At 72.2% G+C, this 26,812-nt stretch carries 9 protein-coding genes and 1 pseudogene; all 10 read right to left on the bottom strand.

Annotated features, from left to right (window positions below):
• Positions 1-101: biotin carboxylase N-terminal domain-containing protein (locus ACH4TV_RS24820; protein ID WP_382268234.1), on the bottom strand; the 101-nt coding region annotated here is incomplete at its 3' end.
• 17 nt (positions 102-118) lie between these two features.
• Positions 119-322 (bottom strand): acyl-CoA carboxylase subunit epsilon, encoded by a 204-nt coding sequence (locus tag ACH4TV_RS24815; protein WP_398401592.1) that lies wholly within the window; start codon positions 320-322, stop codon positions 119-121.
• Between the two features lie 28 nt (positions 323-350).
• Positions 351-1,925: an acyl-CoA carboxylase subunit beta gene (locus tag ACH4TV_RS24810; RefSeq protein WP_398401590.1), complete on the bottom strand. Its 1,575-nt coding sequence runs from the start codon at positions 1,923-1,925 to the stop codon at positions 351-353.
• 48 nt (positions 1,926-1,973) lie between these two features.
• Positions 1,974-3,482, bottom strand: a complete 1,509-nt coding sequence (locus tag ACH4TV_RS24805) for an FAD-dependent monooxygenase (RefSeq protein ID WP_398401588.1) — start codon at positions 3,480-3,482, stop codon at positions 1,974-1,976.
• Complete coding sequence (locus tag ACH4TV_RS24800) at positions 3,479-8,995, bottom strand: type I polyketide synthase (RefSeq protein ID WP_398401649.1); 5,517 nt, start codon at positions 8,993-8,995, stop codon at positions 3,479-3,481. The genes ACH4TV_RS24805 and ACH4TV_RS24800 overlap by 4 nt, the downstream gene beginning before the upstream one ends.
• 365 nt (positions 8,996-9,360) lie before the next feature.
• Positions 9,361-12,561: pseudogene (locus tag ACH4TV_RS24795) on the bottom strand (type I polyketide synthase); the annotation flags it as partial.
• A gap of 68 nt (positions 12,562-12,629) precedes the next feature.
• Positions 12,630-23,402 carry an SDR family NAD(P)-dependent oxidoreductase gene (locus tag ACH4TV_RS24790; RefSeq protein WP_398401586.1) on the bottom strand — a complete coding sequence of 3,591 codons (10,773 nt, stop codon included), beginning with the start codon at positions 23,400-23,402 and terminating at the stop codon, positions 12,630-12,632.
• Positions 23,403-23,518: 116 nt separating this feature from the next.
• Positions 23,519-24,337: a 3-hydroxybutyryl-CoA dehydrogenase gene (locus ACH4TV_RS24785; RefSeq protein WP_398401647.1), complete on the bottom strand. Its 819-nt coding sequence runs from the start codon at positions 24,335-24,337 to the stop codon at positions 23,519-23,521.
• A gap of 68 nt (positions 24,338-24,405) precedes the next feature.
• On the bottom strand, positions 24,406-25,404 hold the full coding sequence (locus ACH4TV_RS24780; protein WP_398401584.1) for a 3-oxoacyl-ACP synthase III family protein: 999 nt from the start codon (positions 25,402-25,404) through the stop codon (positions 24,406-24,408).
• A 1-nt stretch (position 25,405) separates the two neighbouring features.
• On the bottom strand, positions 25,406-26,785 hold the full coding sequence (gene ccrA, locus ACH4TV_RS24775; RefSeq protein WP_398401582.1) for a crotonyl-CoA carboxylase/reductase: 1,380 nt from the start codon (positions 26,783-26,785) through the stop codon (positions 25,406-25,408).
• Between the last annotated feature and the right edge of the window lie 27 nt (positions 26,786-26,812).

The following is a 26,812-nucleotide window of genomic DNA, read 5'->3' as shown; positions in this document are numbered from 1 at the left end:
GGCTCGGCGTACACGGCCACGCTCGCGATCCCGGCATCCCGGCAGGCCCGGGCAACGCGGACAGCGATTTCGCCACGGTTGGCGATGAGCACCTTGCGCACTTTCCTCCGCCGCACACTCATGAGAAGAACTTCCAGGACGCGGCAGGGGCCGCGTACGCACGGCTGCCCCGGCTCCAAGAGGCCGTCCTGGCAGGCCCGTTCGTACCGTCGCCGCTTTCCGCGGCCGACTCCTGCTGCTGTCCGGCCGACAGCAGCACGGCCACCACCGCTGCCAGCTCCTCGTCGCTGGGGTTTCCGTGCAGCACCTTGAACGCGTTCATCTGTCCGCCGTCCCTTCGTACGTCGGCTTCACGTCGGGGGATTTCCATGCTTGCGCGAGGGAAGATCGGCGTGCTTCGTGCGCAGCATGGCCAGTGAACCGATCAGCGCCGATCGGGTGTCACGGGGGTCGATCACGTCGTCCACGAGCCCGCGCTCCGCCGCGTAATAGGGGTGCATCAGCTCCGACTTGTACGCGTCGATCTTCTGCCGGCGCATCGCGTCCGGGTCCTCGGCACCGTTGATCTCACGGCGGAAGATCACGTTGGCGGCGCCCTCGGCGCCCATGACGGCGATCTCGTTCGAAGGCCAGGCCAGTGACACGTCCGTGCCGATGGACCGGGAGTCCATGACGATGTACGCGCCGCCGTAGGCCTTGCGGACGACGACGGAGATGCGCGGGACCGTGGCGTTGCAGTACGCGTACAGCAGCTTGGCGCCGTGCCGGATGATGCCGCCGTGTTCCTGGTCCACACCCGGCAGAAAGCCCGGCACATCCACCAGGGTGACCAGGGGGATGTTGAAGGAGTCACAGACGGAGACGAAGCGCGCCGCCTTTTCGCTGGCGTGGATGTCGAGTACACCGGCGACCGACGACGGCTGGTTGGCGACGACGCCGACGACATGGCCGTCGAGGCGCGCCAGGGCGCAGACGATGTTGGTCGCCCAGGCGGAGTGGACCTCGAAGTACTCGCCGTCGTCGACGACTTCCTCGATCACCGACCGCATGTCGTACGCCTGGTTGGGGTCGGCGGGGACGAGATCCAGCAGTGCGTCGTTGCGCCGGTCGGCCGGGTCGGACGTCGGGGTGACGGGCGCGAGCTCCCGGTTGTTCTGCGGGAGCAGCGAGAGCAGATAGCGGACCTCCTCCAGACAGGTCTCCTCGTCGTCGTGGGCGAACTGGGCGACGCCCGACACGGAGGCGTGCACGTCGGCGCCGCCGAGGCCGTTCATCGTGACCGCCTCACCGGTCACGGCCTGCACCACATCGGGTCCCGTGATGAACATCTGCGCGGTGTCGCGGACCATGAAGACGAAGTCGGTGAGGGCGGGGGAGTAGGCGGCACCGCCCGCACACGGGCCCAGCATCACGCTGATCTGCGGGATCACACCGGAGTTGCGGGTGTTGCGCTGGAAGATGCCGCCGTATCCGGCGAGCGCGGTGACACCCTCCTGGATACGGGCGCCCGCTCCGTCGTTGAGGCTGACGAGCGGGGCGCCCGCCGCCTCGGCGAGGTCCATCAGCTTGTGGATCTTGGCGGCGTGGGCTTCGCCCAGGGCACCGCCGAAGATCCGGAAGTCATGGGCGTAGACGAAGACCGTCCGACCGTGCACGGTGCCCCAGCCGGTGATCACCCCGTCGGAGTGGTAGCGCTTGTGTTCCAGGCCGAAACCACTGGCCCGGTGTCGGCGCAGGGCCTCGATCTCCTGGAACGAACCCTTGTCCAGCAGGAGTTCGACGCGTTCGTGGGCGGTCAGCTTGCCGCGGGCATGCTGCCGGTCGGTGGCTTCGGGGTCGGGTCCCTGCCGGGCCCGCTCCTTGAGCGCGTGCAGTTCGGCTATGCGGTCCTGGGTCTGGGTCTGGGTCTGGGTCTGGGGCGTCACGGACGTACTCCTTGTCACGTTGAAGGGACGGGTCGGGGCGGAGCGCGGTCAGTGCGCCGCCACCTCGGCCAGCAGCCGGGAGGCGTGCTCCCAGTCCGTGCGTGTGCTGCCGCAGGCCGCCACATAACCGTCGGGGCGCAGCAGCAGGAACCCGCCGCCGCCCTTGCGTACATGGCTGTGGCTGACGAGCGCGGGCCGCAGCCCGGCCAGTGCCCGGCCGCGCAGCTCCCCCTCGCGGTCCCCGCGTCCGAGCGTCACCAGCCGGTACCGGTCCCCGTCCGGGTGTGACGAGGCCCAGTGCGGTGAGCGGGTGCCCGGCTCCGGAAGACGGCGCCCGCCGAGCCGGCCGCCCGCCCGGTCCGCCGGGTAGCGGACCCGCCAGCCTGCCAGCAGCGGTGCGAACCAACGGCGCAGCAGCCCCAGGGACTCCAGCGTGCTCCAGACGGTGTTGCGGACCCGCGCCGCGGTGGGGCCCAGCGTGAACACCTTCAGGAACTGGTGGGTGTTGCGGACGATCTGCTCGGCCGCGTGCCGCCGCTCGGGCTCGTAGCTGTCGAGCACGGCCGGGTTCAGCGTCCCCTTGATGACACCGGCCAGTTTCCAGGCGAGGTTGTGCACATCCTGGATACCCAGGTTGAGGCCCTGGCCGCCGAGCGGGGAGTGTGTGTGGGCGGCGTCCCCGGCCAGGAAGACGCGTCCCTCGCGCAGCCGGACCGCGATCCGCTCCTGACTGCTGAAGTTGTTCACCATGTCGAGCGAGGCGATGCGCAGACCGCCGGGCCCGCGCTCGTCGAGGATCTGCTGCACCCCCTCCTCGGTGAGGGGGTGGCCGACGGGGACGGCCGCGGACACGCGGACCCGCTCGCCGGGCATCGAGGCGAAGACGACCGAGCCGGCCAGACCCAGGAAGTACGTGACCGCGTCGTCCGCGGGCCGCCCTTCGAACCGGCCCTCGGCCAGCAGGAAGTTGACCGGAACCGGGCTGCCGGCGAAGTCGATGCCGAGCTGTTCACGGATCGGGCTGCGCACCCCGTCGGCTGCGACGAGCCAGTCCGCCTCGATCCGCGCCGTCCCGTCCGGACCCTCCGTCTCGACGACGACCGTCTCCTCGTACGGGACGATCTTGGTGACCTCGACGCCGCGTTCCACGTGGCCGCCCAGCTCTCCGAGGCGCCGCTCCAGGAGCGCGCAGGTGCTCTCCTGCGGGAGCATCAACGGCTCGTTGAGCGCGCCGAGTTCGATGCGCAGGGTGCGGCCGTTCGCCAGGTGGTACTCGTTCGCGCGGATCCGCAGGCCCTGCCGCTCCGCCTCGTCCAGGATGCCCAGCTCGCGGAAGACCCGCAGGGTCGGGGCGTGCAGTTGTACGGCGCGCGATCCGCGGTGCGGGGAGTCCTGGGCCTCCAGGACGCGGGCGGGAACGCCGCGCTGCCACAGGGCGCAGGCGGCGGCCAGACCGACCGGGCCCGCGCCCGCGATCACCACCGTCGTCTTGGTGTCCTTCATGTTCGGGTCGGCCTCCGGTCTCTGGTCCCTCTGGTTCATCTGGTCCGCGTTCACACCGGCTCCCGGGTGTTGAGGGTGACAAGCCAGGCGGTGACGGCTTCGGCGGTGTCGGGCGCGTACTCCTCGATCATGGAGAAGTGGTCCCCGGGCACATCGGCCGCTTCGTGCGGCGGCTGCCAGGACGACCGCCAGCCGTCCCCCTCCGCCGGCGGGGTGCCGGGTACCGGCTCGGACGGGCGGACCAGCAGTACCGGTGTCTTGACCGGGCCGGGCCGCCAGCCGTCGAGCAGGCTCAGATAGCCGCTCATCGCGGTCAGCCGGGCGTCCTCGACGGGGCCGAACTCCTCGAGCCGGCCGGCCATCTGCCCCATCAGCGCGGGCCCGGCCGCCGCGAGAGCCTCGTCGCCGGGCGCGTACGTGTCGAGCAGGACGAGCGCGTCCGGGTAGACCCCGGAGCTCTCCAGCAGCCGGACGGTCTCGTGGGCGACGACGCCGCCCGAGGAGTAGCCGACGAGGACGAACGGTCCGCCCTCCGTGTTCCGGCGGACCGCTGTCGCGGCCGCGTCGGCGATGGCGTCCAGTGTCGAAGGCAGCCGTTCACCGTCCCGGAAACCGGGCAACGACAGGGCGAACACGTCCCGGTCGCCGGCGAACGGCGCGGCGAACCGCGCGTACTGGTGGGGTCCGGAGGTGGCGAGGACGGTGGGGAAGCACAGCAGCCGAGGGCCACCGGATCCCTCCGTGAGCCGTACCGGCTCGGGCAGGTCGCCCGGCTCCGGTACGGCGAACACGGGCCGTTCGCGGGCGGCTTCGGCCAGCCGGTCCATGACGTCGGCCGTGTCCCCGCTCGCGTACGCAGCCGAGAACCGCTCCGCGAGAGCGCCCTGCGACCCCGGCTCCCGGGCACTGCCGGCCAGTTCGTCGGCCAGATGGCGGGCCAGCGCTTCCGGCGTCCGCCGGTCGAGAACCACCCGGGCCGGCAGACGCAGTCCGGTCGCGGCGCTGAGCCGGTTGCGCAACGCCACACTCGTCACCGAGTCCATGCCCAGCTCCAGGAACTCGCGCTGCGCCGCGACCGCGCCCGGCTCCGCGTGTCCGAGCACCGCGGCGACCTCCGCGCTGACCAGGTCGAGCAGCAGCTCTCGTTGGCGCGCCGGCGGCAGCCCGGCCAGCCGGCCCCATGCCTTCGACGCGCCGGCCGTAGCCGTGGCGGACTCCTTGCGGGCCCGCTTGACCTGGGGGATCTCGGAGACGAGCGGGCTGGGCCGGTCACCGTCGAAGACCTGGGCGAAGCGGTTCCAGTCGACATCGGCGAGCACGATCGCGCCGGCCGCCGGGTCCATGGCCCGCTCGAAGGCGGCGAGCGCGGGAGCCGGGCGCAGCAGCGGGAGTCCGCGTCGGCCCAGTCGCTCCCTACGGGACTCCTCCAGGGCCCTGGCCTCGTCCTCGACGGGTTCGCTCCGCCATACGCCCCACGCCTGCGCGATCGCGGGCAGGCCCAGGGACCTGCGGTGAGCCGCCAGCGCGTCCAGGTGTGCGTTGGCCGCCGCGTAGGCGGCGAGGCCGAGGCCACCTCCGAAGGCCGCGGTGACCGACGAGAACAGGACGAACGCCGAAAGGCCGCCGTGCAGGGTCAGTTCGTGCAGATGACGGGCGCCGAGCACCTTGGCCCGCAGAACGCGCTCCAGATCCGCCGTGGTCAGGCTGTCCAGCGGGGTGTCCTCCAGGACCCCGGCCGTGTGCACGACAGCGGTCAGCGGCGCCTCGTCCGGGACGCCGGCGACCACCTCCGCGAGGGCGTCGCGGTCGGCCACGTCACAGACGGCGACGGTCACGCGCGCGCCCAGCGCGGTCAGCTCGGCCTCGAAGTCGCCGATCAGCGCGGGGTCCGTGCCGGGCGCAGTCGTCAACAGCAGCCGTCCGGCGCTCTTTGCGGCGCCCTTCCCGGCGAGCAGCCGGGCGACGTGCGCGCCCATACCGGTGACGCCGTCGGTGACCAGGACGGTGCCGCCGTCGGCGTACAGCCCCAGGTCGGGCGCCGGGGCCGGGGCGGGGGCGGGCACGAGCCGGCGTACGTACACACCCGAACCGCGTACGGCGGTCTGGTTCTCGCCGCCGGGTGCCATGAGCAGCGCGGTCAGCCGGGACAGCGACCGGTCGTCGGCCGTGTCCTCGGGAAGGTCGATCAGGCCGCCCCACAGCGCCGGAGTCTCCAGCGCCGCGACCTGTCCCAGGCCCCAGACCTGTGCCTGCTCCGGGGAGCCGACCCGGTCCGGGGGTTCGGCCGACACCGCGCCGCAGGTCACCGTCCACACCGGAGCCGTGAGTTCCGCGTCCGTGAGGGCCTGCAGCAGCAGTACCGTCCGGTCGAGCCCCGTGGACACCGCCGGACGCGGACCCTCCCCGGGGCCGAGCGGCACCAGCGACACGACGCCTGCCACGGCCTTGCCGGCCAGGGATCCGGCGGCCTCGGCGAGCCTCCGGGCGAGATCCGGACGATCGGTCTCCTCGTCCACCTCGACGGTCGTGGGGCGGGCGCCGGCGTCCGCCAGCGCCCGGGCGAGTCCCGCGGCGACCGGGTCGGCCGAGGGGTGCGACGGACGTACCACCAGCCAGTCGCCGGCGAGGACGGCCGAGGCGGGTTCGGCGACGGGCCGCCACACCACCTGGTAGCGCCACGAGTCCACGGCACCCAGTTCCTCGCTGTCGCGCCGCCACGAGGACAGGGCGGGCAGCAGTTCGACGAGGGCCGAGGTGTCGGTGAGATGCAGCGACGCGGCGAGACCCGCCACGTCCCCGCGTTCCACGGCGTCCCAGAAAGCGGCGCCGACCGGATCGCCCAGAGGGCCACGGTCCTCGACCGGATCGACCCAGTAGCGCTGCCGCTGGAACGGATACGTGGGCAGCTCGACCGTGGTGCGCCCCGCGCCGAGGACCGCCCCCCAGTCGACCCGGAGACCGCGTACGTACGCCTCGGACAGGGAGGTGAGGAAGCGTTTCATGCCGCCGCTGCCGCGCCGCAGCGTGCCGGTCACCAGCACGTCCGCGCCGGCGTCCTCGACCGTCTCGTCCACGCCGAGGACCAGCACCGGATGGGCACTCGACTCGACGAACACGTCGAAGCCGTCGTCGAGCAGGGTGCGCACGACCGGCTCGAAGTCCACCGGGCGGCGGCAGTTCTCGAACCAGTAGTCGGCCGTCAGCTCCGGCCCTTCGAGGGCCTCGCCCGTGACGGTCGAGTACAGCGGTACGCGGCCCTTCCGGGGCCGTACGAAGGAGAGGAGCTCGGCGATACGGCCGCGCAGCCGGTCCACCTGCGGGGAGTGCGAGGCGACGGTCGCGGGCACGATCCTGGCCCGGATGTCCCGCTCGGTCAGCGCCGCCACCAGCTCCGCCAGCGGCTCGGGCGCCCCGGCCACGGTCACCAGGCGGGGACTGTTGACACCCGCGACGGCCAGTTCGTCCCCGTACGGGGCGAGCCACTCGTCCATCTCCCGGCGGGACAGCGCGACGGACGCCACCGCTCCACGCCCCACCAGTTCGTCGGCGAACAGCTGGGAGCGCAGCACCACGATCCGGGCCGCGTCCTGGAGCGTCAGCGCACCGGAGACACAGGCCGCGGCGATCTCGCCCTGCGAGCTGCCGACCACCGCGTCCGGCTCCACTCCGTGGTGGCGCCACAGCTCGGCGAGGGACACCATCACCGAGAACAGCACGGGCTGGACGACCTCGATCCGCTCCAGCGACGGCGCGCCGTCGCGTTCCCGCAGAACGTCCTCCACCGACCAGTCGACATGGGCCGCGACAGCGGCGTCGCAGGCGCGCAGCCACTTTGCGAACTCCGGTGAGGTGTCCAGCAGTTCCACGGCCATGCCGGCCCACTGCGAGCCCTGCCCGGGGAACACGAACACCGTCCTGCCGCGTTCCTTGGCGACACCCGCGGCGACCTGCGCGGACGCCTCGCCCGAGGCCAGCGTCTCCAGACCCGCGGCCAGCTCGTCCGCTCCGGTGCCCAGCACCACCGCCCGATGGTCGAGAGCCGATCGGGTCACCGTCAGGGAGTGGCCCACATCGGCGGGCGACAGCCCGGGGTGGGTGCGCAGATGGGTCCGCAGCCGGGCGGCCTGGGCCCGCAGCGCCGCGTCGTCGCGCGCCGACAGCGGATACGGCACCACCACCGGCTCCACGGACGGCTCCGCAGCCGTGGGACCGGCCTCGGCGGGCGGGCCCTGCTCCAGGACCACATGGGCGTTGGTCCCGCTCATGCCGAAGGCGGAGACCCCGGCGCGGCGCACCCGTCCCGTCTCCGGCCAGGCGCGTCGTTCGGTCAGCAGCTCGACCGCGCCCGCCTCCCAGTCGACGAACGGCGACGCCTCGTCCGCGTGCAGGGTGCGGGGCAGCACCCCGTGCTCCATCGCCTTGACCATCTTGATGACACCGACCACACCGGCCGCGGCCAGTGTGTGCCCGACGTTCGACTTCACCGAACCCAGCCAGAGCGGCTGCTGCGCGTCGCGCCCGTGTCCGTAGGTGGCGATGAGCGCCTGGGCTTCGATGGGGTCACCGAGGCGGGTGCCGGTGCCATGCGCCTCGACGGCGTCCACCTCGGCCGGCGCCAGGCCCGCCGAGGCCAGCGCGGCACGGATGACGCGCTGCTGGGAGGGCCCGTTCGGCGCCGTCAGGCCGTTGCTGGCACCGTCCTGGTTGACGGCGCTGCCCCGCAGCACCGCCAGGACCCGATGGCCGCTGCGGCGCGCGTCCGACAGCCGCTCCACCACCAGCACGCCCACCCCCTCGGCGAAGCCCGTACCGTCGGCCTCCGCTCCGAACGCCTTGCAGCGCCCGTCCGGCGAGAAGCCCCGCTGCCGGCTGAAGTCGACGAACCCGGTCGGCGTGGCCATCACGGTGACCCCGCCGACCAGGGCCAGTGAGCACTCGTCGCGGCGCAGGGCCTGCGCCGCCAGATGCAGCGCGACCAGCGACGAGGAGCACGCCGAGTCGACGGTGACCGCGGGACCCTCCAGCCCGAAGAGGTACGACACCCGGCCCGACAGCACACTGGTCGCCGAGCCGGTCATCCGGTACGCCTCGATCTCCTCCGGAGCCGAGGTGAGCAGTACCTGGTAGTCGGAGGTGACGCACCCCGCGTACACGCCGGTGCTGCTGCCCCGCAGCGTGGCCGGGTCGATCCGGGCCCGCTCCAGCGCCTCCCAGGAGGCCTCCAGGAACAGCCGCTGCTGCGGGTCCATGGCGAGGGCCTCGCGCGGGGATATCCCGAAGAACCCGGCGTCGAACTCGGCGGCGTCGTACAGGAATCCGCCGCGCCGCGTGTACGACTTGCCGGGCCGGTCCGGCTCGGGGTCGTACAGCCCGTCGACGTCCCAGCCACGGTCGGCCGGGAACTCGGAGATCGCGTCGGTGCCGGTCTCCACCAGCGTCCACAGGTCCTCGGGGGAGCGCACACCGCCCGGCAGCCGGCAGCTCATGCCGACGATCGCGATCGGCTCGTTCCAGGATTCCTCGGCCTCCCGCAGCCGCAGCCGGGAATCGCGCAGCTCGACCGTCACCCGCTTCAGATAGTCCCGCAGTTTCTTTTCGTCGGACTCAGACATCGCGTTCCTCGCTGGTTCAGGGCGGTGGGGGATCGGTGGGGTCAGGACGAACCCAGTTCGGAGTCGATGAGGTCGAAAAGGTCCTCGTCGTCGGCATCCTGGAGCCGGTCCGCGAGCTCGCCGGCCGGACCGGCGGACGCCGCCGGGACGTTCAGCGCGGACAGCATGGCCTGGAGCCGGGCGGCGGCCCGTTCGCGTACGCCGTGGTCGTCCGCCGAGGCCAACGCCTCTGCCAGCCGGTCGAGTTCGCCGTCCATGTCGACGTCGGCGCCCGCAGTCCGCGGGGCCAGTTCCCCGGCCAGCCGGGCGGCCAGGTCCACCGGCGTCGGGTGGTCGAAGACGAGCGTCGCGGGAAGGCTCAGGCCCGTCGCCGCCCCCAGCCTGTTGCGCAGAGTCACGGCGGCCAGCGAGTCGAAGCCCAGCTCCTTGAGGGACCTGCGCGGCTCGACGGCCTCCTTGCCCGGGTACTGCAGCGCTGCGGCGATCTCGGTGCGCACCAGGTCGAGGACCCGGCGCTCCCGCTCGGCCGCGGCGAGCCCGGCGAGTACGACGCCCAGGTTCTCCACGGTCTCGGCCTGGGCCGCGTCGATGGCCGCGTCGGGCAGGGGGGCCGCCGGCTGCGCGGTGTGCCTGCGCCGCCAGGCCGACAGGGCCGGCAGTGCCTCGCCCAGTGCGGCCGTCTCGTCGGCGCTCAGCGTGCCGGCCAGCGTGTCGAGGTCCTCGTGTTCGACGGCGGCCCAGAAGCGGGCCTCCACCGAGCCGGGTGCCGGCACGTCCGTGCCGGGCGCCTCCATCCAGTAGCGCTGCCGCTGGAACGGATACGTCGGCAGCTCCACCCGGCGTGCGCCCGAACCGGCGTACGCCGCCTGCCAGTCGACGTCCGCGCCGCGCACGTACGCCGTCGCGACGGCCGCCGTGAACGTCTCGGCCTGCGCGTGGCCGCGGCGCAGCGTGGGCACCAGCGCGGCGGCCTCCGGCCGGTCGGCCAGGGACTCCTGCGCGAGCGCGGTCAGGACGGCGTCCGCGCCCAGCTCGACGAAGGTGGTCACGCCCGCCTCGACGAGCGCGGTCATGCCGTCGTGGAAGCGGACGGCCGCACGGACATGACGTACCCAGTACTCCGGCGAGCACAGCTCCTCGGCGGTGGCGGTGCGGCCGGTCAGGTTCGACATCACCGGTATCCGCGGTTCCTGGAACGACAGCCGGCCGACGACGGTCCGGAACTCGTCGAGCATCGGGTCCATGTGCGGCGAGTGGAAGGCGTGACTGACCCGCAGCCGCCGGGTCTTGATTCCGCGCACCGCCAGTTCCTCGTCGATGGCGCTCACGGCTGCCTCGTCGCCCGAGATCACGGTCGAGGCGGGGCCGTTCACGGCGGCGACGGTCACCTCGTGCTCGCGCCCGGCGAGCAGCGGAGCGAGTTCCTCCTCGGTGGTGAGTACGGAGAGCATGGCGCCCCCGGCGGGCAGCGCCTGCATGAGACGGCCGCGGGCGGCCACCAGGGTGCAGGCGTCGGCGAGCGAGAGCACACCGGCCACGTGCGCGGCCACCAGTTCGCCGATCGAGTGACCCATCAGATGGCCGGCACGCAGCCCCCACGACTCGGCGAGGCGGTACAGCGCGACCTCGACCGCGAAGAGCGCGGGCTGCGTGTACGCGGTCTCGTCGAGCAGCGCGGCCTCTTCCTGTCCCTCCGCCGCGAAGATCACGTCCAGCAGCGGACGGTCCAGCTGCCGGTCGAACGTCCCGCAGACCGTGTCCAGCGTCTCGGCGAAGACGGGGTACGTGTCGTACAACTCCCGTCCCATGCCGGGGCGTTGGCTGCCCTGGCCGGTGAACAGGAAGGCCAGAGAACCGCCGCCCCCGGACTCGCCGCGCGGACCGCGCACCAGCGTGGGCGCGGAGCCGTCGGCGGCGAGCGCGTCCAGCCCGGAGAGCAGCCCGTTCTCGTCGGAGGCCAGCACGACCGCCCGGAGGTCCAGCGGAGCACGGGTGGCCGCCAGCGAGAACCCGAGGTCGTCACCGGACACGCCGCCGGTGAGCCGCGCCGCCAGCCGGGCCCCCTGGGCGGCCAGCGCCGACGGGGTACGGGCGGACAGCGGCAGAACCGTCATGGGAAGGCCCGCGGTCGGTTCCCGCGCGGGCTCTTGTGCGCGTTCCTGGGTGGGTGGGGCTTGTTCGAGGACGATGTGGGCGTTGGTGCCGCTGATGCCGAAGGAGGAGACGGCGGCGCGGCGGGGTCGGCCGGTGTCGGGCCAGGTCTGTTGTTCGGTGAGGAGTTGGACGGCGCCCGTCTCCCAGTCGATGAGGGGTGAGGGCTGTTCGGCGTGGAGGGTGCGGGGGAGTACCCCGTGTTCCATGGCTTTGACCATTTTGATGACGCCGCCGACGCCGGCTGCGGCCTGGGTGTGGCCGATGTTGGACTTGAGCGAGCCGAGCCACAGCGGTTGTTCCGGGTCGCGTCCTTGGCCGTAGGTGGCGATGAGGGCCTGGGCTTCGATGGGGTCGCCGAGGCGGGTGCCGGTGCCGTGTGCCTCGACGGCGTCGATGTCGGACGGCGTCAGGCCCGCGGAGGCCAGCGCGGAACGGATGACGCGTTGCTGGGAGGGGCCGTTGGGTGCGGTGAGGCCGTTGCTCGCGCCGTCCTGGTTGACGGCCGAGCCCCGGATGACTGCCAGGATGTTGTGTCCGTTGCGTCGGGCGTCGGAGAGTTTCTCCAGGACGAGGACGCCGACGCCCTCGGACCAGCCCGTACCGTCGGCCGAGGCCGAGAAGGACTTGCAACGCCCGTCCGGAGACAGCCCCTTCTGCCTGCTGAACTCGACGAACGTACCCGGCGACGACATCACCGTCACCCCGCCCGCGAGAGCCAGTGAGCACTCCCCCTGGCGCAGCGCCTGGGCCGCGAGATGCAGGGTGACGAGGGAGGAGGAGCAGGCCGTGTCCACCGTGACCGCCGGGCCCTCCAGACCGAAGGCGTACGACACCCGGCCGGACAGCACACTTCCGGCGCCCCCGGTCAGCCGATGGCCGTCGGCGCCCTCCACGGGCTCGAACAGATACGGCCCGTAGTCGTGGTACATGATGCCCGCGTAGACGCCGGTGTCGGTGCCGTGGAGTGTGGTGGGGTCGATGCCGGCGCGTTCGAAGGCCTCCCAGGAGGCTTCCAGGAGGAGGCGCTGCTGCGGGTCCATGGCGAGTGCCTCGCGGGGTGAGATCCCGAAGAACTCGGCGTCGAACTCCGCCGCCTCGTGCAGGAATCCGCCCTCACGGGTGTACGACGTACCGGGTCGGTCCGGGTCGGTGTCGTGCAGCCGCTCCAGGTCCCACCCCCGGTCGACGGGGAACGGCGAGACGGCGTCGGTGCCCTGTTCGAGCAGCTCCCACAGGTCTTCGGGCGAGGTCACTCCGCCGGGGTAGCGGCAGCTGACGCCGACGATGGCGACGGGCTCGCGGGACACGGCGAGAAGCTCTTGGTTCTGCTGGCGCAGCCTGCTGGTCTCCTTGAGCGAGTCCCGCAGCGCTGCCACGACCGCTTCGGACGAGGTGGTGTTCATGCTGTTCCTTCTCCAGGACTGTTCAGGACTCTTCAGGAGCCGTGACTCTCGCGAGCCATCCGTACGAGGGCGTCGACGTCCAGGGCGTCGATGTCGATGTCGGTGTCCGGACCGTCCGCATCCATGGCGGAACCGTTGCCGTCGGTCGCCGTGCCGCTCGCGCCCGCCTCCGGTTCGGCGAGCTTCAACAGCGCGTCCAGCAGGCCGGAGCCCCGGAGCCGGTCGATCGAGAGCGCGGTGAGCATCCTGCGGATGTCGTGCTCCGCCATGGCGCCGCCGGTCGGGGTGGCCTCCGCTGCGGACTCGCCGTCGGCGCCGCCCAGTTCGGTGCGCAGGAGGTGGGCTACGGCGAGGGGGTTGGGGTGGTCGAAGACGAGGGTGGCGGGCAGGCGCAGTCCGGTGGTTCGGTTGAGTCGGTTGCGCAGTTCGACGGCGGTGAGGGAGTCGATGCCGAGTTCCTTGAAGCTGCGGCGCCCGTCGACCGCGTCCGGGCCCGCGTAGTCGAGCGTCGCGGCGACCTCGGCCCTGACCAGATCGACGAGCAGCTCTTCCTGCTCCGGTTCGGCCAGACCCGCCAGGCGCTGTGCGAAGGAGGGGCCGGACGCCTCCGCCGCCGAGGCACCGCCGACCGCCGCCCGGCGCACCGGCGTACGGACCAGCCCGCGCAGCAGCGGCGGAAGTTCCGCACCCAGGGCCCGTAGCGCGGCGACGTCGAGCGGCAGCGGGACGGCACCGGCCAGGCCCGACGCCAACGCGGTGTCGAACAGCTCCATGCCCTGGGCCGGAGCGATGGGCACCATGCCGCTCTTCGCGAACCGCTTGCGGTCGGCCTCGCTGAGCGCCGCCGCCATGCCGCCCTCCGCCCATGGACCCCAGGCCAGGGACACGGCGGGAAGCCCGAGAGCGTGGCGGTGCTGCGCGAGCGCGTCCAGGTAGACGTTGGCCGCCGCGTAGTTGGCCTGGCCCGCGCCTCCGGCCAGACCCTGGATCGAGGAGAAGAGCGCGAAGACGGACAGGTCCAGGTCGCGGGTGGCCTCGTGGAGGTTGCGGGCGGCGTCCGCCTTGGGACGCAGCACGGCCGACACGCGCTCGGGAGTGAGCGCGGTGAAGACGCCGTCGTCGAGGACGCCCGCCGCGTGGACGACACCGGTGAGCGGGTGCTCGGCCGGAACGCCGGCCAGCAGTTCGTCGAGGGCGGCCCGGTCGGTGACGTCACAGGCCGCGAAGGAGACCTCGGCGCCGAGACCGGTGAGCTCCCGCCGCAACTCCTGTGCACCATCGGCGCTCCCGCCGCGACGGCTGACCAGCAGCAGCTGCCGTACACCGTGTTCGGTGACCAGATGACGGGCGAGCAGCCCGCCGAGCGCGCCGGTCGCCCCCGTGATCAGGACCGTACCGCCCGATGCGAACGGTGAACCGACGGCCTCGGGCACGGTGACCCGCGCCAGCCGGGGTGCGAGCGCCTGTCCGTTCCGTACCGCGATCTGGGTGTCCGCGCCGGTGAGCGCCCGGTCCGGGGCGGTGGGGTCGTCGAGGTCCTCGACGTCCATGAGCACGATCCGGTCCGGGTTCTCGGTCTGCGCCGAACGCAGCAGGCCCCAGACCGCCGCCGCTGTCAGGTCGCGCACGTCCTCGTCGTCCGACACGGCCACGGCGCCCTCGGTGACGACGACCAGACGATGGTTCTCCGGCCGGTCCTCGGCCAGCCACTCCTGGACCCGCGCCAGCGCCCCGTGCACGGTGGCGTGCACCGAGTCCGTGCCCCGCAGCCGTACGACCGTGGTGTCGACCATGGCTGTGCCGGGCGCGACCGGAGCCCACTCCACGCGGAGCAGCGACTCGTGGACCCGGCTCCCCGCCGCACCGAGCTGTGCCGCGGAGACCGCCCGCACCGCCAGCGACTCCACCGACGCCACCGGAGCGCCGGCCAGGTCCGCGACGTCGATCGTCACGGTGTCGGGGCCGGCCGGGGCCAGCCGCACCCGGGCGGTCGTGGCACCGGTCGCGTGGAGCCGCACGCCGCTCCAGGAGAACGGCAGCCGCGGCTCACCGGTGCCCGGCAGGGCGCCGAGTTCGATGGCGTGCAGCGCCGAGTCGAGCAGCGCCGGGTGCAGGCCGAAGGCGTCCGCGTCAGCGCTCGCGCCCGCCTCCGCGCGCCGGGCGTCGGGCAGGGCCAGCTCGGCGAAGACCTCGTCACCGCGCCGCCACACCGCGCGCAGCCCCTGGAAGACCGGGCCGTAGTCGAACCCCTGTTCTGCGAGCGTCTGGTAACGGCCCGTCAGGTCGACGGGCTCGGCACCCTGCGGCGGCCAGACCGTGAGCTCCCGGCCCGTCTGCCGGCCCTCCTCGGAGGTCAGCACACCGCCGGCGTGCCGGACCCACGGCTGGTCGAACTCCCCGCCGTCCAGCCGGGAGTACACGCTCAGCGAGCGCCGCCCGGACTCGTCGGCGGCACCGACGGCCACCTGGAACTGCACGGCACCGTGTTCGGGAAGCATGAGCGGACCCTCCAGGGTCAGCTCCTCCAGCTGCCCGGACCCTGCCTCGCCACCCGCTCGCAGTGCCAGTTCCACGAAGGCCGTGCCGGGCAGCAGTACGCGGCCGAGGACCACATGGTCGGCCAGCCATGGGTGGGTGCGCAGCGAGAGCCGCCCGGTGAACAGGAACTCGTCGCTGTCGGCCCGCGTGACGGCGGCGCCGATCAGGGGATGGTCGATCTCGCCGAGCCCGATGGAGGCCACGTCCCTGGTCGGGGCCGTGTTCGGCTGCCAGTAGCGCTTGCGCTGGAAGGGGTAGGTGGGGAGGTCGATCCGTTGTGCTGTCCGGTTGCCGAACATGGCTTGCCAGTCGGGGGTGGTGCCGCGTACCCAGAGTTGGGCGAGTGCTTCGGTGAGGGTGGTGGGTTCGGGTTGGCCTTTGCGCAGTGCGGTGATGAAGGCGGGTTCGGTGGTGGGGTCTGGGGTGTTGGTGGGGTCTGTGGTGTCGGGGATGCAGGCTCGGCCCATGGCGGAGAGGACGCCGGTGGGGCCGAGTTCGAGGTAGGTGGTGACACCGCGTTGGTGGAGGGTGGTGATGGCGTCGTGGAAGCGGACGGTCTCGCGGACGTGGCGTACCCAGTAGTCGGGTGAGGTGAGCTGTTCGGTGGTGGCGAGAGTGCCCGTGACGTTCGAGACCACCTGGAGCCGGGGCGGGTGATAGGTCAGCCGGCGGGCGACGGCGGCGAACTCGGCCAGCATCGGGTCCATGTGCGGGGAGTGGAAGGCGTGACTGACCCGCAGCCGCCGCGTCGTGACGCCCTCCTCCTCCAACCGTTTGGCCACGTCCAGCACGGCGAGCAGATCGCCCGAAACGACCGTGGAGGTGGGCCCGTTGACGGCGGCCACGGACACCTCGTGCTCGCGTCCCGACAGCCGCGCGGTGACCAGTTCCTCGGTGGCGAGCACGGAGACCATCGCGCCGTTCTGCGGCAGGGCCTGCATGAGACGGCCGCGGGCGGCCACCAGGGTGCAGGCGTCGGCGAGCGAGAGCACACCGGCGACATGCGCGGCCGTCAGCTCGCCGATCGAGTGCCCGGCCACGAACTGCGGCCGCAGGCCGAAGTGCTCGGCCAGCCGGAACAGCGCCACCTCCAGCGCGAACAGTCCCGTCTGCGTGTAGACCGTCTGGTCCAACAGCTCCGCGTCCCACTCGGCGTCCTCGTGATCGGCGAACATGAGGTCGCGCAGGGAGCGTCCGAGGTGGGCGTCGAGGTGCCCGCAGACCTCGTCCAGGGCCTGCGCGAAGACGGGGTACGTTTTGTACAACTCCCGTCCCATTCCGGAACGTTGGCTGCCCTGGCCGGTGAACAGGAACGCCGTGTCGCCCATGACGACCTCGCCCTGTACCAGCCGGTTCGACGAGCCGCCGTCGGCCAGTAGGGCCAGCTCCGCCAACAGCCCGTCGCGGTCCTCGGCCGGAACGACAGCGCGGTGATCGAGCGCCGCACGGGAGCGGGCGAGCGAGTCACCGAGTACCCGCAGGTCGACGTCCTCGGTCGCCTCCAGGTGGGCGATCAGCTGCCGTGCCTGGTCGCGGAGGGCGTCCGGGGTCTTGGCGGACAGCGGGACGGGGACGGGGCCGCTCGTCGCCGGGGCCGGTTCCCGCACGGTCTCTTGTGCGCGTTCCTGGGTGGGTGGGGCTTGTTCGAGGACGATGTGGGCGTTGGTGCCGCTGATGCCGAAGGAGGAGACGGCGGCGCGGCGGGGTCGGCCGGTGTCGGGCCAGGTCTGTTGTTCGGTGAGGAGCTGGACGGAACCCGCTTCCCAGTCGATGAAAGGGGAAGGTTCTTCGGCGTGGAGAGTGCGGGGGAGTACCCCGTGCTCCATGGCCTTGACCATTTTGATGATGCCCGCGACACCGGCCGCGGCCTGGGTGTGACCGATGTTGGACTTCAGTGAGCCGAGCCACAGCGGCTGTTCCGCGTCCCTGTCCTGGCCGTAGGTGGCGATGAGGGCCTGGGCTTCGATGGGGTCGCCGAGGCGGGTGCCGGTGCCGTGTGCTTCGACGGCGTCCACGTCGGACGCCGTGAGCCCGGCTGCCGCGAGGGCGGTGCGGATGACGCGTTGCTGGGAGGGGCCGTTGGGTGCGGTGAGGCCGTTGCTCGCCCCGTCCTGGTTGATCGCGCTGCCGCGTACGACGGCCAGGACCCGGTGTCCCTGCCGGCGGGCGTCCGACAGCCGTTCCACGACCAGGACGCCGACGCCCTCGGACCAGCCGGTGCCGTCGGCCGAGGCCGCGAAGGGCTTGCAGCGGCCGTCGGGCGCGAGTCCGCGCTGCCTGCTGAACTCGACGAAGGTGTCCGGGGTCGACATGACGGTCACCCCGCCCACGAGCGCGAGCGAGCACTCGCCCTGGCGCAGCGCCTGGGCCGCCATGTGCAGGGCGACCAGCGAGGACGAGCAGGCCGTGTCGACGGTGATCGCCGGGCCCTCCAGACCGAAGGCGTACGACACCCGGCCCGAGAGCACGCTGGCCGCCGAACCGGTCATGCGCTGGCCCTCGGCGCCGGTGCTGCCCCGCCCGCCGTCCTGGTCGCGGAACATGAACGTGCCCGCGTAGACGCCGGTGTCGCTGCCGTGCAGCCCGGTCGGGTCGATACCGGCCCGCTCCAGCGCCTCCCACGAGGTCTCCAGCAGCAGCCGCTGCTGCGGGTCCATCGCGAGCGCCTCACGCGGCGAGATCCCGAAGAACGCGGCGTCGAACTCCGTGGCTCCCTCCAGGAATCCGCCCTGTCGCGTGTACGACGTGCCGGCTCGCTGGGAGTCGGGGTCGTAGAGGGACTCGAGGTCCCAGCCGCGGTCGGCCGGGAACCCGGAGATCGCGTCGCCGCCGGACGCCACCAGCTCCCACAGCTCCTCGGGCGAACCGATACCGCCCGGCAGCCGGCTGCTCATGCCCACGATGACGACCGGGTCGTCGTCGGCCGCGACCCTCCTGGTGCCGGCCGTGGCAGCGCGAGGGGAGTCCAGCAGCGCGGACCGCAGATGCCCCACGACCGCCTCCCCGGTCGGATGGTCGAAGACCAGCGTGGCCGGCAGCCGCAGCCCCGAGACCGCGCTCAGCCGGTTGCGCAGCTCGACGCCGGTGAGCGAGTCGAACCCCAGCTCCTTGAACGTGAGCCCGGTGTCGACGGAGTCGGCCGACGCCAGCTCCAGCACGTCGGCGATCTCGCCCCGCACCAGGTCGGCGACGGCGCGCTCACGTTGGGCCGCCGGCAACCCCGAGAGCCGCTCGGCCAGGCCGGACAGGGGACGAGAGACCTGCTGCCCGGCGGCGGATCCGGCAGACGGCGCGCCGTCGGAACCCTGAGGGCGTCGGTCCGCCGAGGCGGCTTGACGGACCGGGGTCCGGACGAGTCCGGACAGCGCGGGACGAAGGCCGGCCGCAGCCGCGCGTTCACCCAGCGCCGCCCGGTCGAACCGCGCCGGCACCAGCAGCGGTTCGTCGAGCGCGCGGGCCGTCCCGAGCAGGGCGAGCCCGTCCTCGTCGGCCAGCGGCAGCAGTCCCGCGCGGGCAAGCCTTTCCCGGTCGTCGTCGCCCAGTCCGCGCGTCAGCTCGCCGCGCCGTTCCCACAGGCCCCAGGCCAGCGAGAGGGCGGGCAGCCCCTCGGCGCGGCGGTGGTGGGCCAGCGCGTCCAGGAAGGAGTTGGCGGCGGCATACGCGGACTGCCCCGCGTTGCCGACGGTACCGACGACCGACGAGAACAGGACGAACTCCGACAGCTTCAACTGGCGGGTCAGCTCGTGCAGATGCAGTGCCGCGTCCACCTTGGGCCGCAGCACACGGCCGGCCTGCTCGGCGGTGAGGTTCTCCAGTACGGCGTCGTCCAGCACGCCCGCCGCGTGGACGACGGCCGTCAGCGGACGGGCGGCGGGGACCGCGGCGATCAGTGCGGCGAGCGCCTCACGGTCGGCGACGTCGCACTTCGCGACGGTGACCTCGGCGCCGAACTCCCTGATTTCCGCAGCGAGTTCAGTCGCACCGGGCGCGTCGGGACCCCTGCGGGACGCCAACAGCAGATGCCGTACGCCCTGTTCGGCGGCGAGGTGACGGGCGACGAGTCCGCCGAGTGCCCCCGTGCCGCCGGTGATCAGAACGGTTCCGTCGGACTCCCACACGGCGGAGAGGTCCGTCGCGGGTGCGGCTTTCTCCAGCCGTGGCGCGAGGACGCGGCCGCCGCGCAGGGCGAGTTCGGGCGCACCGGAGGCGAGGGCGGCGGGCAGTGCCCGCAGGGACTCGGAGCGCTCACCCAGGTCGAGGAGGACGAACCGGCCGGGATGCTCCGCCTGGGCGGACCGTACGAGGCCCCACAGCGGTGCGTGCGTCAGGTCCGGCACTCTGTCGTCCGGGCCCGCGGCGACCGCGCCGCGGGTCACCAGGACCAGCCGGGACCCGGCGAACCGCTCGTCGGCCACCCAGTTCCGCAACAGGTCCGCCGTGTCCGCCACGGCGGTACGGGTGGCCTCGGCCCTCCCTGTCGCGCCCTGCTCGCCCGGTGTGAACGGTACGAGCACGAGAGGGGGGACACGGTGCCTGGTGGCCTGCGAGAGAGCGGCCAGGTCCGGGTACAGCTCCACGCCGTCGGTGGCGGTGGTCAGGGCGGCACTCAGACCCAGCGTGTCCGCACCGAGCACGGCCCACGGGCCCGCGGTCGCCCTCTCCTCGGACAGCGGCAGACCGCTCCACCGCACGCGGAACAGCGAACCGCGCCGCGGGACGTGCGCGAGGGCCCGCAGCTCCTGGGCCGAGGCGGCGCGCGGACGCAGCGCGTCCACCGCCAGCACCGGCCGCCCGGCCGCGTCGGCCGCCTGGAGCGAGAACCCGTCGGCACCGTCGCCCAGGACACGGACCCGGAGCAGCTCGGCTCCGACGGCGTACAGACGGACCCCTCGTACGTCCACCCTCAGGACGGCGGTCTCCTGGGCGAGCGGGAGGGCCTCCCGGGGTAACGGCGCGTTGGCGGCGGCGCGGAACGCGGCGTCCAGCAGCGCCGGGTGGAGCCGGTAGCCCTCGGCCTCCTCGACCGCGATCTCCGCGAACAGTTCGTCGCCGCGCCGCCACAGAGCACGCAGCCCCCGCGGCGCGTGATCGGCGTCCGGCGTGGTCTCGGCCGCTCCCGACGGGGGCCAGACGGACAGGTCGAAGCCCGCCTCCTCGGCGTGGCCCGTCTCCTCGGCCGGCGCGAGCACACCGTCGGCGTGCCGGGTCCATGGCGCCTCGGCGTCCGCGTCCTCGGGCCGCGTGTGCACGGCCAGCGCGCGCCGCCCGTCCTCGTCCGGCGCCCCGACGACGACCTGGACGCGTACGGCTCCGGGCTCGGGCAGCACGAGCGGCGCGTGCGTCGTCAGCCGGTCGAGGCGTACGGCGCCCACCTCCTCGCCGGCCTGGAGCGCGAGCTCCACGAACGCCGACGCGGGCAGTACGGCGGCCCGTGACCCGGAAGGGTGGGGGATCCACGCGTGATCGGGGGCCGACAACCGTCCGGTGAGCAGGAGTTCACCGGAGTCGGCGCGCCGCACGACCGCGCCCAGCAGCGGGTGTCCCGCCGCCACCAGCCCGGCCGCGCCCACATCCCCGCCGCGCAGCGGTGCCCGCAGCCAGTGGGACGTGCGCCGGAACGCGTACGTCGGCAGTTCCGTGCGGCGACCGCCGAAGGTCTCGGCCGCCCGCTCCCACGCGACCGGCACCCCGTGCGCGTGCAGTTCGGCCAACGCCGCGAGAACGGTGGTGACTTCGGGGCGCGAACGGCGCGCGGTGGGCACGAAGCGGGCATCGGCGGCGACGCAGTCGCGGCCCATGGCCGCCAGCACGGCGTCCGGACCGACCTCCAGGTACGTCCGTACACCGTGCTCCTCCAGGGCACGCATACCGTCGAGGAAGCGGACCCCCTCACGCGCGTGACGCACCCAGTGCTCGGGCGCGGCGATCTCCTCGGCGGCGATCGCGCGGCCCGTCAGGTTCGACACGACGGTGATCTGCGGCGGGTGATACGTCAGTTTCTCCGCCACCTGCCGGAACGCGTCGAGCATGCCGTCCATCCGCGGCGAGTGGAAGGCATGGCTGACGCGCAGCCGCTTGGTCCTGCGGCCCTGTTCCTCCCAGCTCCGGGCCACTTCCAGGACGGCGTTCTCGTCACCGGCGATCACGGTCGACAGCGGGCCGTTGGCCGCGGCGACGGTGACCTCCCGCTCCCGCCCCGCCAGGGCCGGCAGCAACTCCTCCTCGGACGCCTGGACCGACACCATGGCGCCGCCCTCGGGCAGTTGCTGCATCAACCGGCCGCGCGCGGCCACCAGCGCCGTGGCGTCCGGCAGCGACAGCACACCTGCGACATGGGCGGCTGCCAGTTCACCGACGGAATGGCCCAGGACGACGGAGGGCGTGACACCCCAGTGCTCCAGGAGCCGGTAGAGGGCGACCTCGTACGCGAAAAGGGCGGGCTGTGTGTAACGGGTCTGGTGGAGAAGCGCCGCCTCGCCGGAGTCCGCGGCGTCCGCATCGGCGAACATCACCTCCCGTAGCGGCCGGTCGAGTTCGGCGTCAAGATGACCGCACACCTCGTCCAGGGCCCGGGCGAAGACGGGAAACGTCTCGTACAACTCCCGCCCCATGCCATGGCGTTGGCTTCCCTGACCGGTGAAGAGGAAAGCGGTGGTGGAGTCGCTCGCGGACCCCGTCACCAGACCCGGTGCCGACTCCCCGCCGGCCAGCGCGCCCAGCGAGGCGAGCAGTCCCGCACGGTTGTCGGCCAGCACCACGGCACGCTGCTTGAAGTGCGTACGGGTGGCGGCGAGGGAGTACGCCACGTCGGCGGTCCCGGTCCCGGGGCGGTCCGTGAGATGGCGCAGCAGCCGGTCCGCCTGGGCGCGCAGCCCCTCCTCGGTCCGCCCCGACAGCGGTACGGCGACGGGCGCGGCCACCGGCACGACGGCGTCTTCGGCGACCGGCGCTCCCGGCCAGTCCGTCAGCACGAGATGGCAGTTGGTTCCGCCCATACCGAACGAACTGACCCCGGCGACGACCGGCCCGTCCTCGGGGCCACGCAGCGCCACAGTGGCGTCGCCGACCGCGATCCGCAGTTCGTCGAGCGGGATCGCCGGGTTGGGCCGCTCGAAGTTGAGACTCGGTACGAGGGTGCCCGCGCGCAGACACAACGCCGCCTTGACGAGGCCCGCGATCCCCGCCGCGCCTTCGAGGTGCCCGATGTTGGTCTTCACCGAACCGACGAGCAAGGGGGCGTCCTCGGCACGTCCGGCGCCGAGCACGGCGCCGAGCGCCGCCGCCTCGACGGGGTCGCCGACCGGTGTCCCGGTGCCGTGCAGCTCGACGAACCGTGTGGCGGACGGCTCGACCCCGGCCGCGGAGTACGCCCGGCGCAGGACGTCCTCCTGCGCCGCGCCCCGCGGTGTGGTGAGCGTGGCGCCGCCTCCGTCGTTGTTGACGGCTCCGCCGCGGATGACGCAGTACACCTGGTCACCGTCCGCGATCGCGCGGCGCAGCGTCTTCAGGACGACGACACCACCGCCCTCCCCGCGCACATAGCCGTCGGCGCGGCTGTCGAAGGCGTACGTACGGCCCTCGGCGGACAGCGCCCCGAACCCCTCGGCGACGGCGAAGCCCTCCGGGACCAGGTTGAGGCTGACGCCACCGGCGAGCGCGACGGAGGACTCTGAGCTGCGCAGGCTCTCGCAGGCGAGCTGGACAGCGACGAGGGACGAGGACTGACCGGTGTCCACGACGAGGCTGGGGCCTCGCAGCCCGAGCACGTAGGACACGCGGTTGGCGATGACGCCACGGCTCGTGCCGGTGATCGAATGATGGGTGACGGACTGGGCGCCGTACTGATGGGCGAGCTTGGCGTAGTCGTCCCAGATCGCGCCGATGAAGACGCCCGCCGACGTGTCGCGGAGCTCGGCAGGCCGGATGCCGGAGTTCTCCAGCGACTCCCAGGCCAGTTCGAGGACCAGCCGCTGCTGCGGATCCATGGCCGCCGCCTCGCGCGGTGAGATGCCGAAGAACTCCGGCTCGAACGTGTCGATGCGGCCCAGGAACCCGGCCGGCCGCACCGCGGCACCGGCCGGCAGCCCGGGACGGCCCTCGGGGACGGGACCGACGGCGCTTTCGCCGTTCGCCAGCAGCTGCCAGAAGGCGTCGGGATCCGGGGCGCCCGGGAAGCGGCAGGACAGACCGACGACGGCGATGGACCCGTCCAGCACCGTAGAACCCTCATAACCCTCGGGACGACCGGACCCGGGACGGATGGCCATGTTCTTCGCTCTCCCTGTCGGCGAAACCGCGCGCGACGAGGCGACCCGTGCGCGTGGACGTACGTGATGTGGTGCGGTCGGCGGGCGGGGGGCGGCCTCGGGCGCTCCCGCTCCGCTCACGTGTACGTGTGGAAACCGCGGCCGGACTTCTTGCCCAGCAGTCCGCTCTCGACCATGCGCAGCAGCAGTGCGGGCGGTGCGTACAAGGGCTCCTTGAACTCCTCGTACATGGCCTCGGCGATCGAGACCGTGGTGTCGAGGCCGATGAGATCGGCCAGTTGGAGTGGTCCCAGCGGATGGGAGCAACCCAGGGTCATGCCGCGGTCGATCACCTCGGCTGTCGCGAGACCGGAGTCGAGCATGCGGATCGCGGACAGCAGGTAGGGGAACAACAAGGCGTTCACCACGAAACCGGCCCGGTCCGGAGCCTTGATGACGGTCTTGCCGAGCATGTCCGCCACGAACGACTCGGCCCGGGAAGTGGTCCGGGGATCCGTCAGCACCGACTCGACGATCTCGACGAGGGGCAGTACCGGCACGGGGTTGAAGAAGTGGACGCCGAGGACCTGTCCGGGTCGGCCGGTGGCACGGGCGAGCCGGGCGATGGAGAGCGAGGAGGTGTTGGAGGCGAAGATCGCGTCCGGTGTCTCGACGATCTTGTCGAGCGAACCGAGGAGGTCGAGCTTGAGCGCCTCGTCCTCCTTCACAGCCTCGATGACCAGCTGACGGTCGCTCAGTTCACCCAGATCGCGGGTGAAACCGATGCGCCGCACTGTGTCGTCGCGCTGCTCCTCGGTGATCTTCCCCTTGCTCAGGGCCCGGTCCAGCGAGCGGGCCACCCGCCTCGGCCCGGTCTCCAGCGAGCGCTCGGAGGAGACGGCGACCAGGACGTCGCAGCCCGCCTTGGCGCACAGTTCGGCGATGCCGGCGCCCATGATGCCGCTGCCGACGACACCGACCCGACGAATCTCCGAGGTGGCCGGGGCGTCGGTTCCAGGCCCGCTCACGCCGCCACCCCCCAGCGCAGCAGCGAGGCCCCGATGGACATACCGCCGCCGAAACCGGCGAGCAGGACGAGGTCGCCCGCCGCGAGGGCACCCGACCGGTTCGCCTCGTCGAGGGCGACCGGCACGGACGCGCTGCCCACGTTGCCGTACTTCTGCAGGGTGCGATGGGTGGTCGCGCGGGTCAGCCCCGCCAGCTCGACGACTTCGCCGAGCATCACGCCGTTGGCCTGGTGCGGTACGAAGTGGTCCACCTCGTCCAGGCCGACGCCCACCCGTTCGGCCAGCACGGCCAGGGCCGGGGGCACCTGTTCGGTGACGAAGTCGCGCACGCCGCGGCCGTTCATCCTGAAGTAGTGACCGCCCTCGGCGAGGGTGCGGGCCGAGGCCGGGTTCCTGCTGCCGCCGGCTTCCACGCGGATCAGGTCGTGGGCGTCGCCGCGGCTGACCAGGTCGATGCCGATGATGCCGTAGGGCTCGGCCACGGGTCCGACGACGGCCGCTCCGGCGCCGTCGGCGAAAAGGACCGCCGTCCGCCGGTCGCCGAAGTCGAGGATCCGCGAGTACAGGTCCGCGCCGATCACGAGGACGTGGCAGTCCGGTCGGCCCTCGACGAGGCTCCGGGCGAGTTCCAGCGCGTAGACGAAGCCACTGCACACGACGTTGATGTCGAAGCACGCGGCCGCGTAGGCGCCGAGCGCGTCCTGCACCAGATAGGAGGTGGGCGGCTGGGGGAAGTCGCCGGTGGACGTCGACACGATCAGGTAGTCGATACGGTCGGCGGTCAGTCCCGCCTGCTCCAGCGCCCGGTTCGCGGCATGTACGGCCAGGTCCGAGGTGGCCTCGTCCGGTGCGGCGTAGCGGCGCGACACGATCTGCGTCTTGCGCTCTATCCACTCGGCGGTGACGCCGGCCCGGGCAGCGACCTCCTCGTTGCCCACTTCTTCCTTGGGCAGATAGGAACCGGTCGATATGATTCCGATTCGTTTCTCTGTCACGTCACGCAGCCCTTTCCTGGGACTTCGCACGCGCGGAAGCAGCGTCGGTTCCGGTGGCCCGCAGCGGATTCAGCCGCTCGACCCCGAGGGCGGCCCGCTTCTCGGCGTCGGTGACACCGAGACCTTCCTCCGGGGCCAGACACAGTACGCCGACTTTTCCGGTGTGCTTGTTCTGCTGGACGAGCCTGGCGGCCTCGGCAACCTCGGCCAGCGGATAAACATCTGAGAGAACAGGGGACAGCCGTCCGAGCTGGACGAGCCGGTTGCACTCCCACTGTTCCTGGAGATTCGCGGCGTGACTGCCCACAATGCGCTTGAGATTCATCCAGAGATAACGGTTGTCGAACTCGTGCTGATAGCCCGTACTCGAACCACAGGTGACGACGACACCGCCGCGCCGCACCACGAACACCGAAATTCCGAAGGTGGCCTGTCCGATGAAGTCGAAGACGACGTGAGGGTCTTCACCCACGGCTGCCCTGATGGCCCGGCCGAGTCTTTTTCCCGTTTCGATGGTGCGTTCCGGCGTCAGCGCGTCGTCGCCGCCGAGGCCGATCTCGGTGCGGTTGATCACGACATCACAGCCGAGGGAGCGCAGGATGCCGGCCTTCCGTTCCGAGCTGACCACCCCGACGGGGATACCGCCCGCGTTCTTGACCAGTTGAACGGCGAAGGCTCCCAGGCCACCGGTCGCACCCCAGATCAGCACGATGTCGCCCTGTTTGATCCGAGCGCCGTTGTCACTGACGAGCATCCGGTAGGAGGTGGCCGCGGTCAGCATGACGCCGGCCGACTCCTCCCACGTCAAGTGGGCCGGCTTGGACAGGAGTTGGCTCGCGCGTACGACGGTGTAGTGCGCGAGGCCGCCGAAGTTGGTCTCGTAACCCCAGATCCGCTGACCGGAACCGAGCATGCCGTCGGCGTGGGTCGCCGGCTCCTGGTCGTCCACCTGGACGCAGCTGACCACCACATGGTCGCCCGCCCGCCAGCGGCGGACACCGGCGCCCACGCGCACGATGACACCCGAGGCGTCCGACCCCAGCACGTGATACGGCAGGTCGTGGCGTTCGGCGTATCCGCCCTCGCGCCCGAAACGCTCAAGAAAATTGAAGGTGGAGACGGGGGAGAATGTTGCCGACCAGACCGTGTTGTAGTTGATCGAGCTGGCCATCACGGCGACGACGACTTCGTCCGGGGCCAGCTCCGGCATGGGAACCTGGCCGACATGCAGGGATTTCCGCACGTCCTTGTCGGAAATCCCGTCGAACATGCCGGCCTCTTCGGCACGGAGATGCGCTGCCAGATACGTGTCGGGCAACTCTGCTTTTTCGATTTCCGCCCGCTCGGCCCCCGCCAGGAGAGCCTCGGTCAACACATCCATGCCAACCTCTTCCGTCGGGAAAGCGAC

Origin of the sequence: Streptomyces sp. NPDC020898 (assembly GCF_044333925.1) — a bacterium.
Classification (GTDB): Bacteria; Actinomycetota; Actinomycetes; order Streptomycetales; family Streptomycetaceae; genus Streptomyces.
Note: the sequence above shows the minus strand (reverse complement) of the source record. Positions and strands in the feature narration are given on the sequence as shown.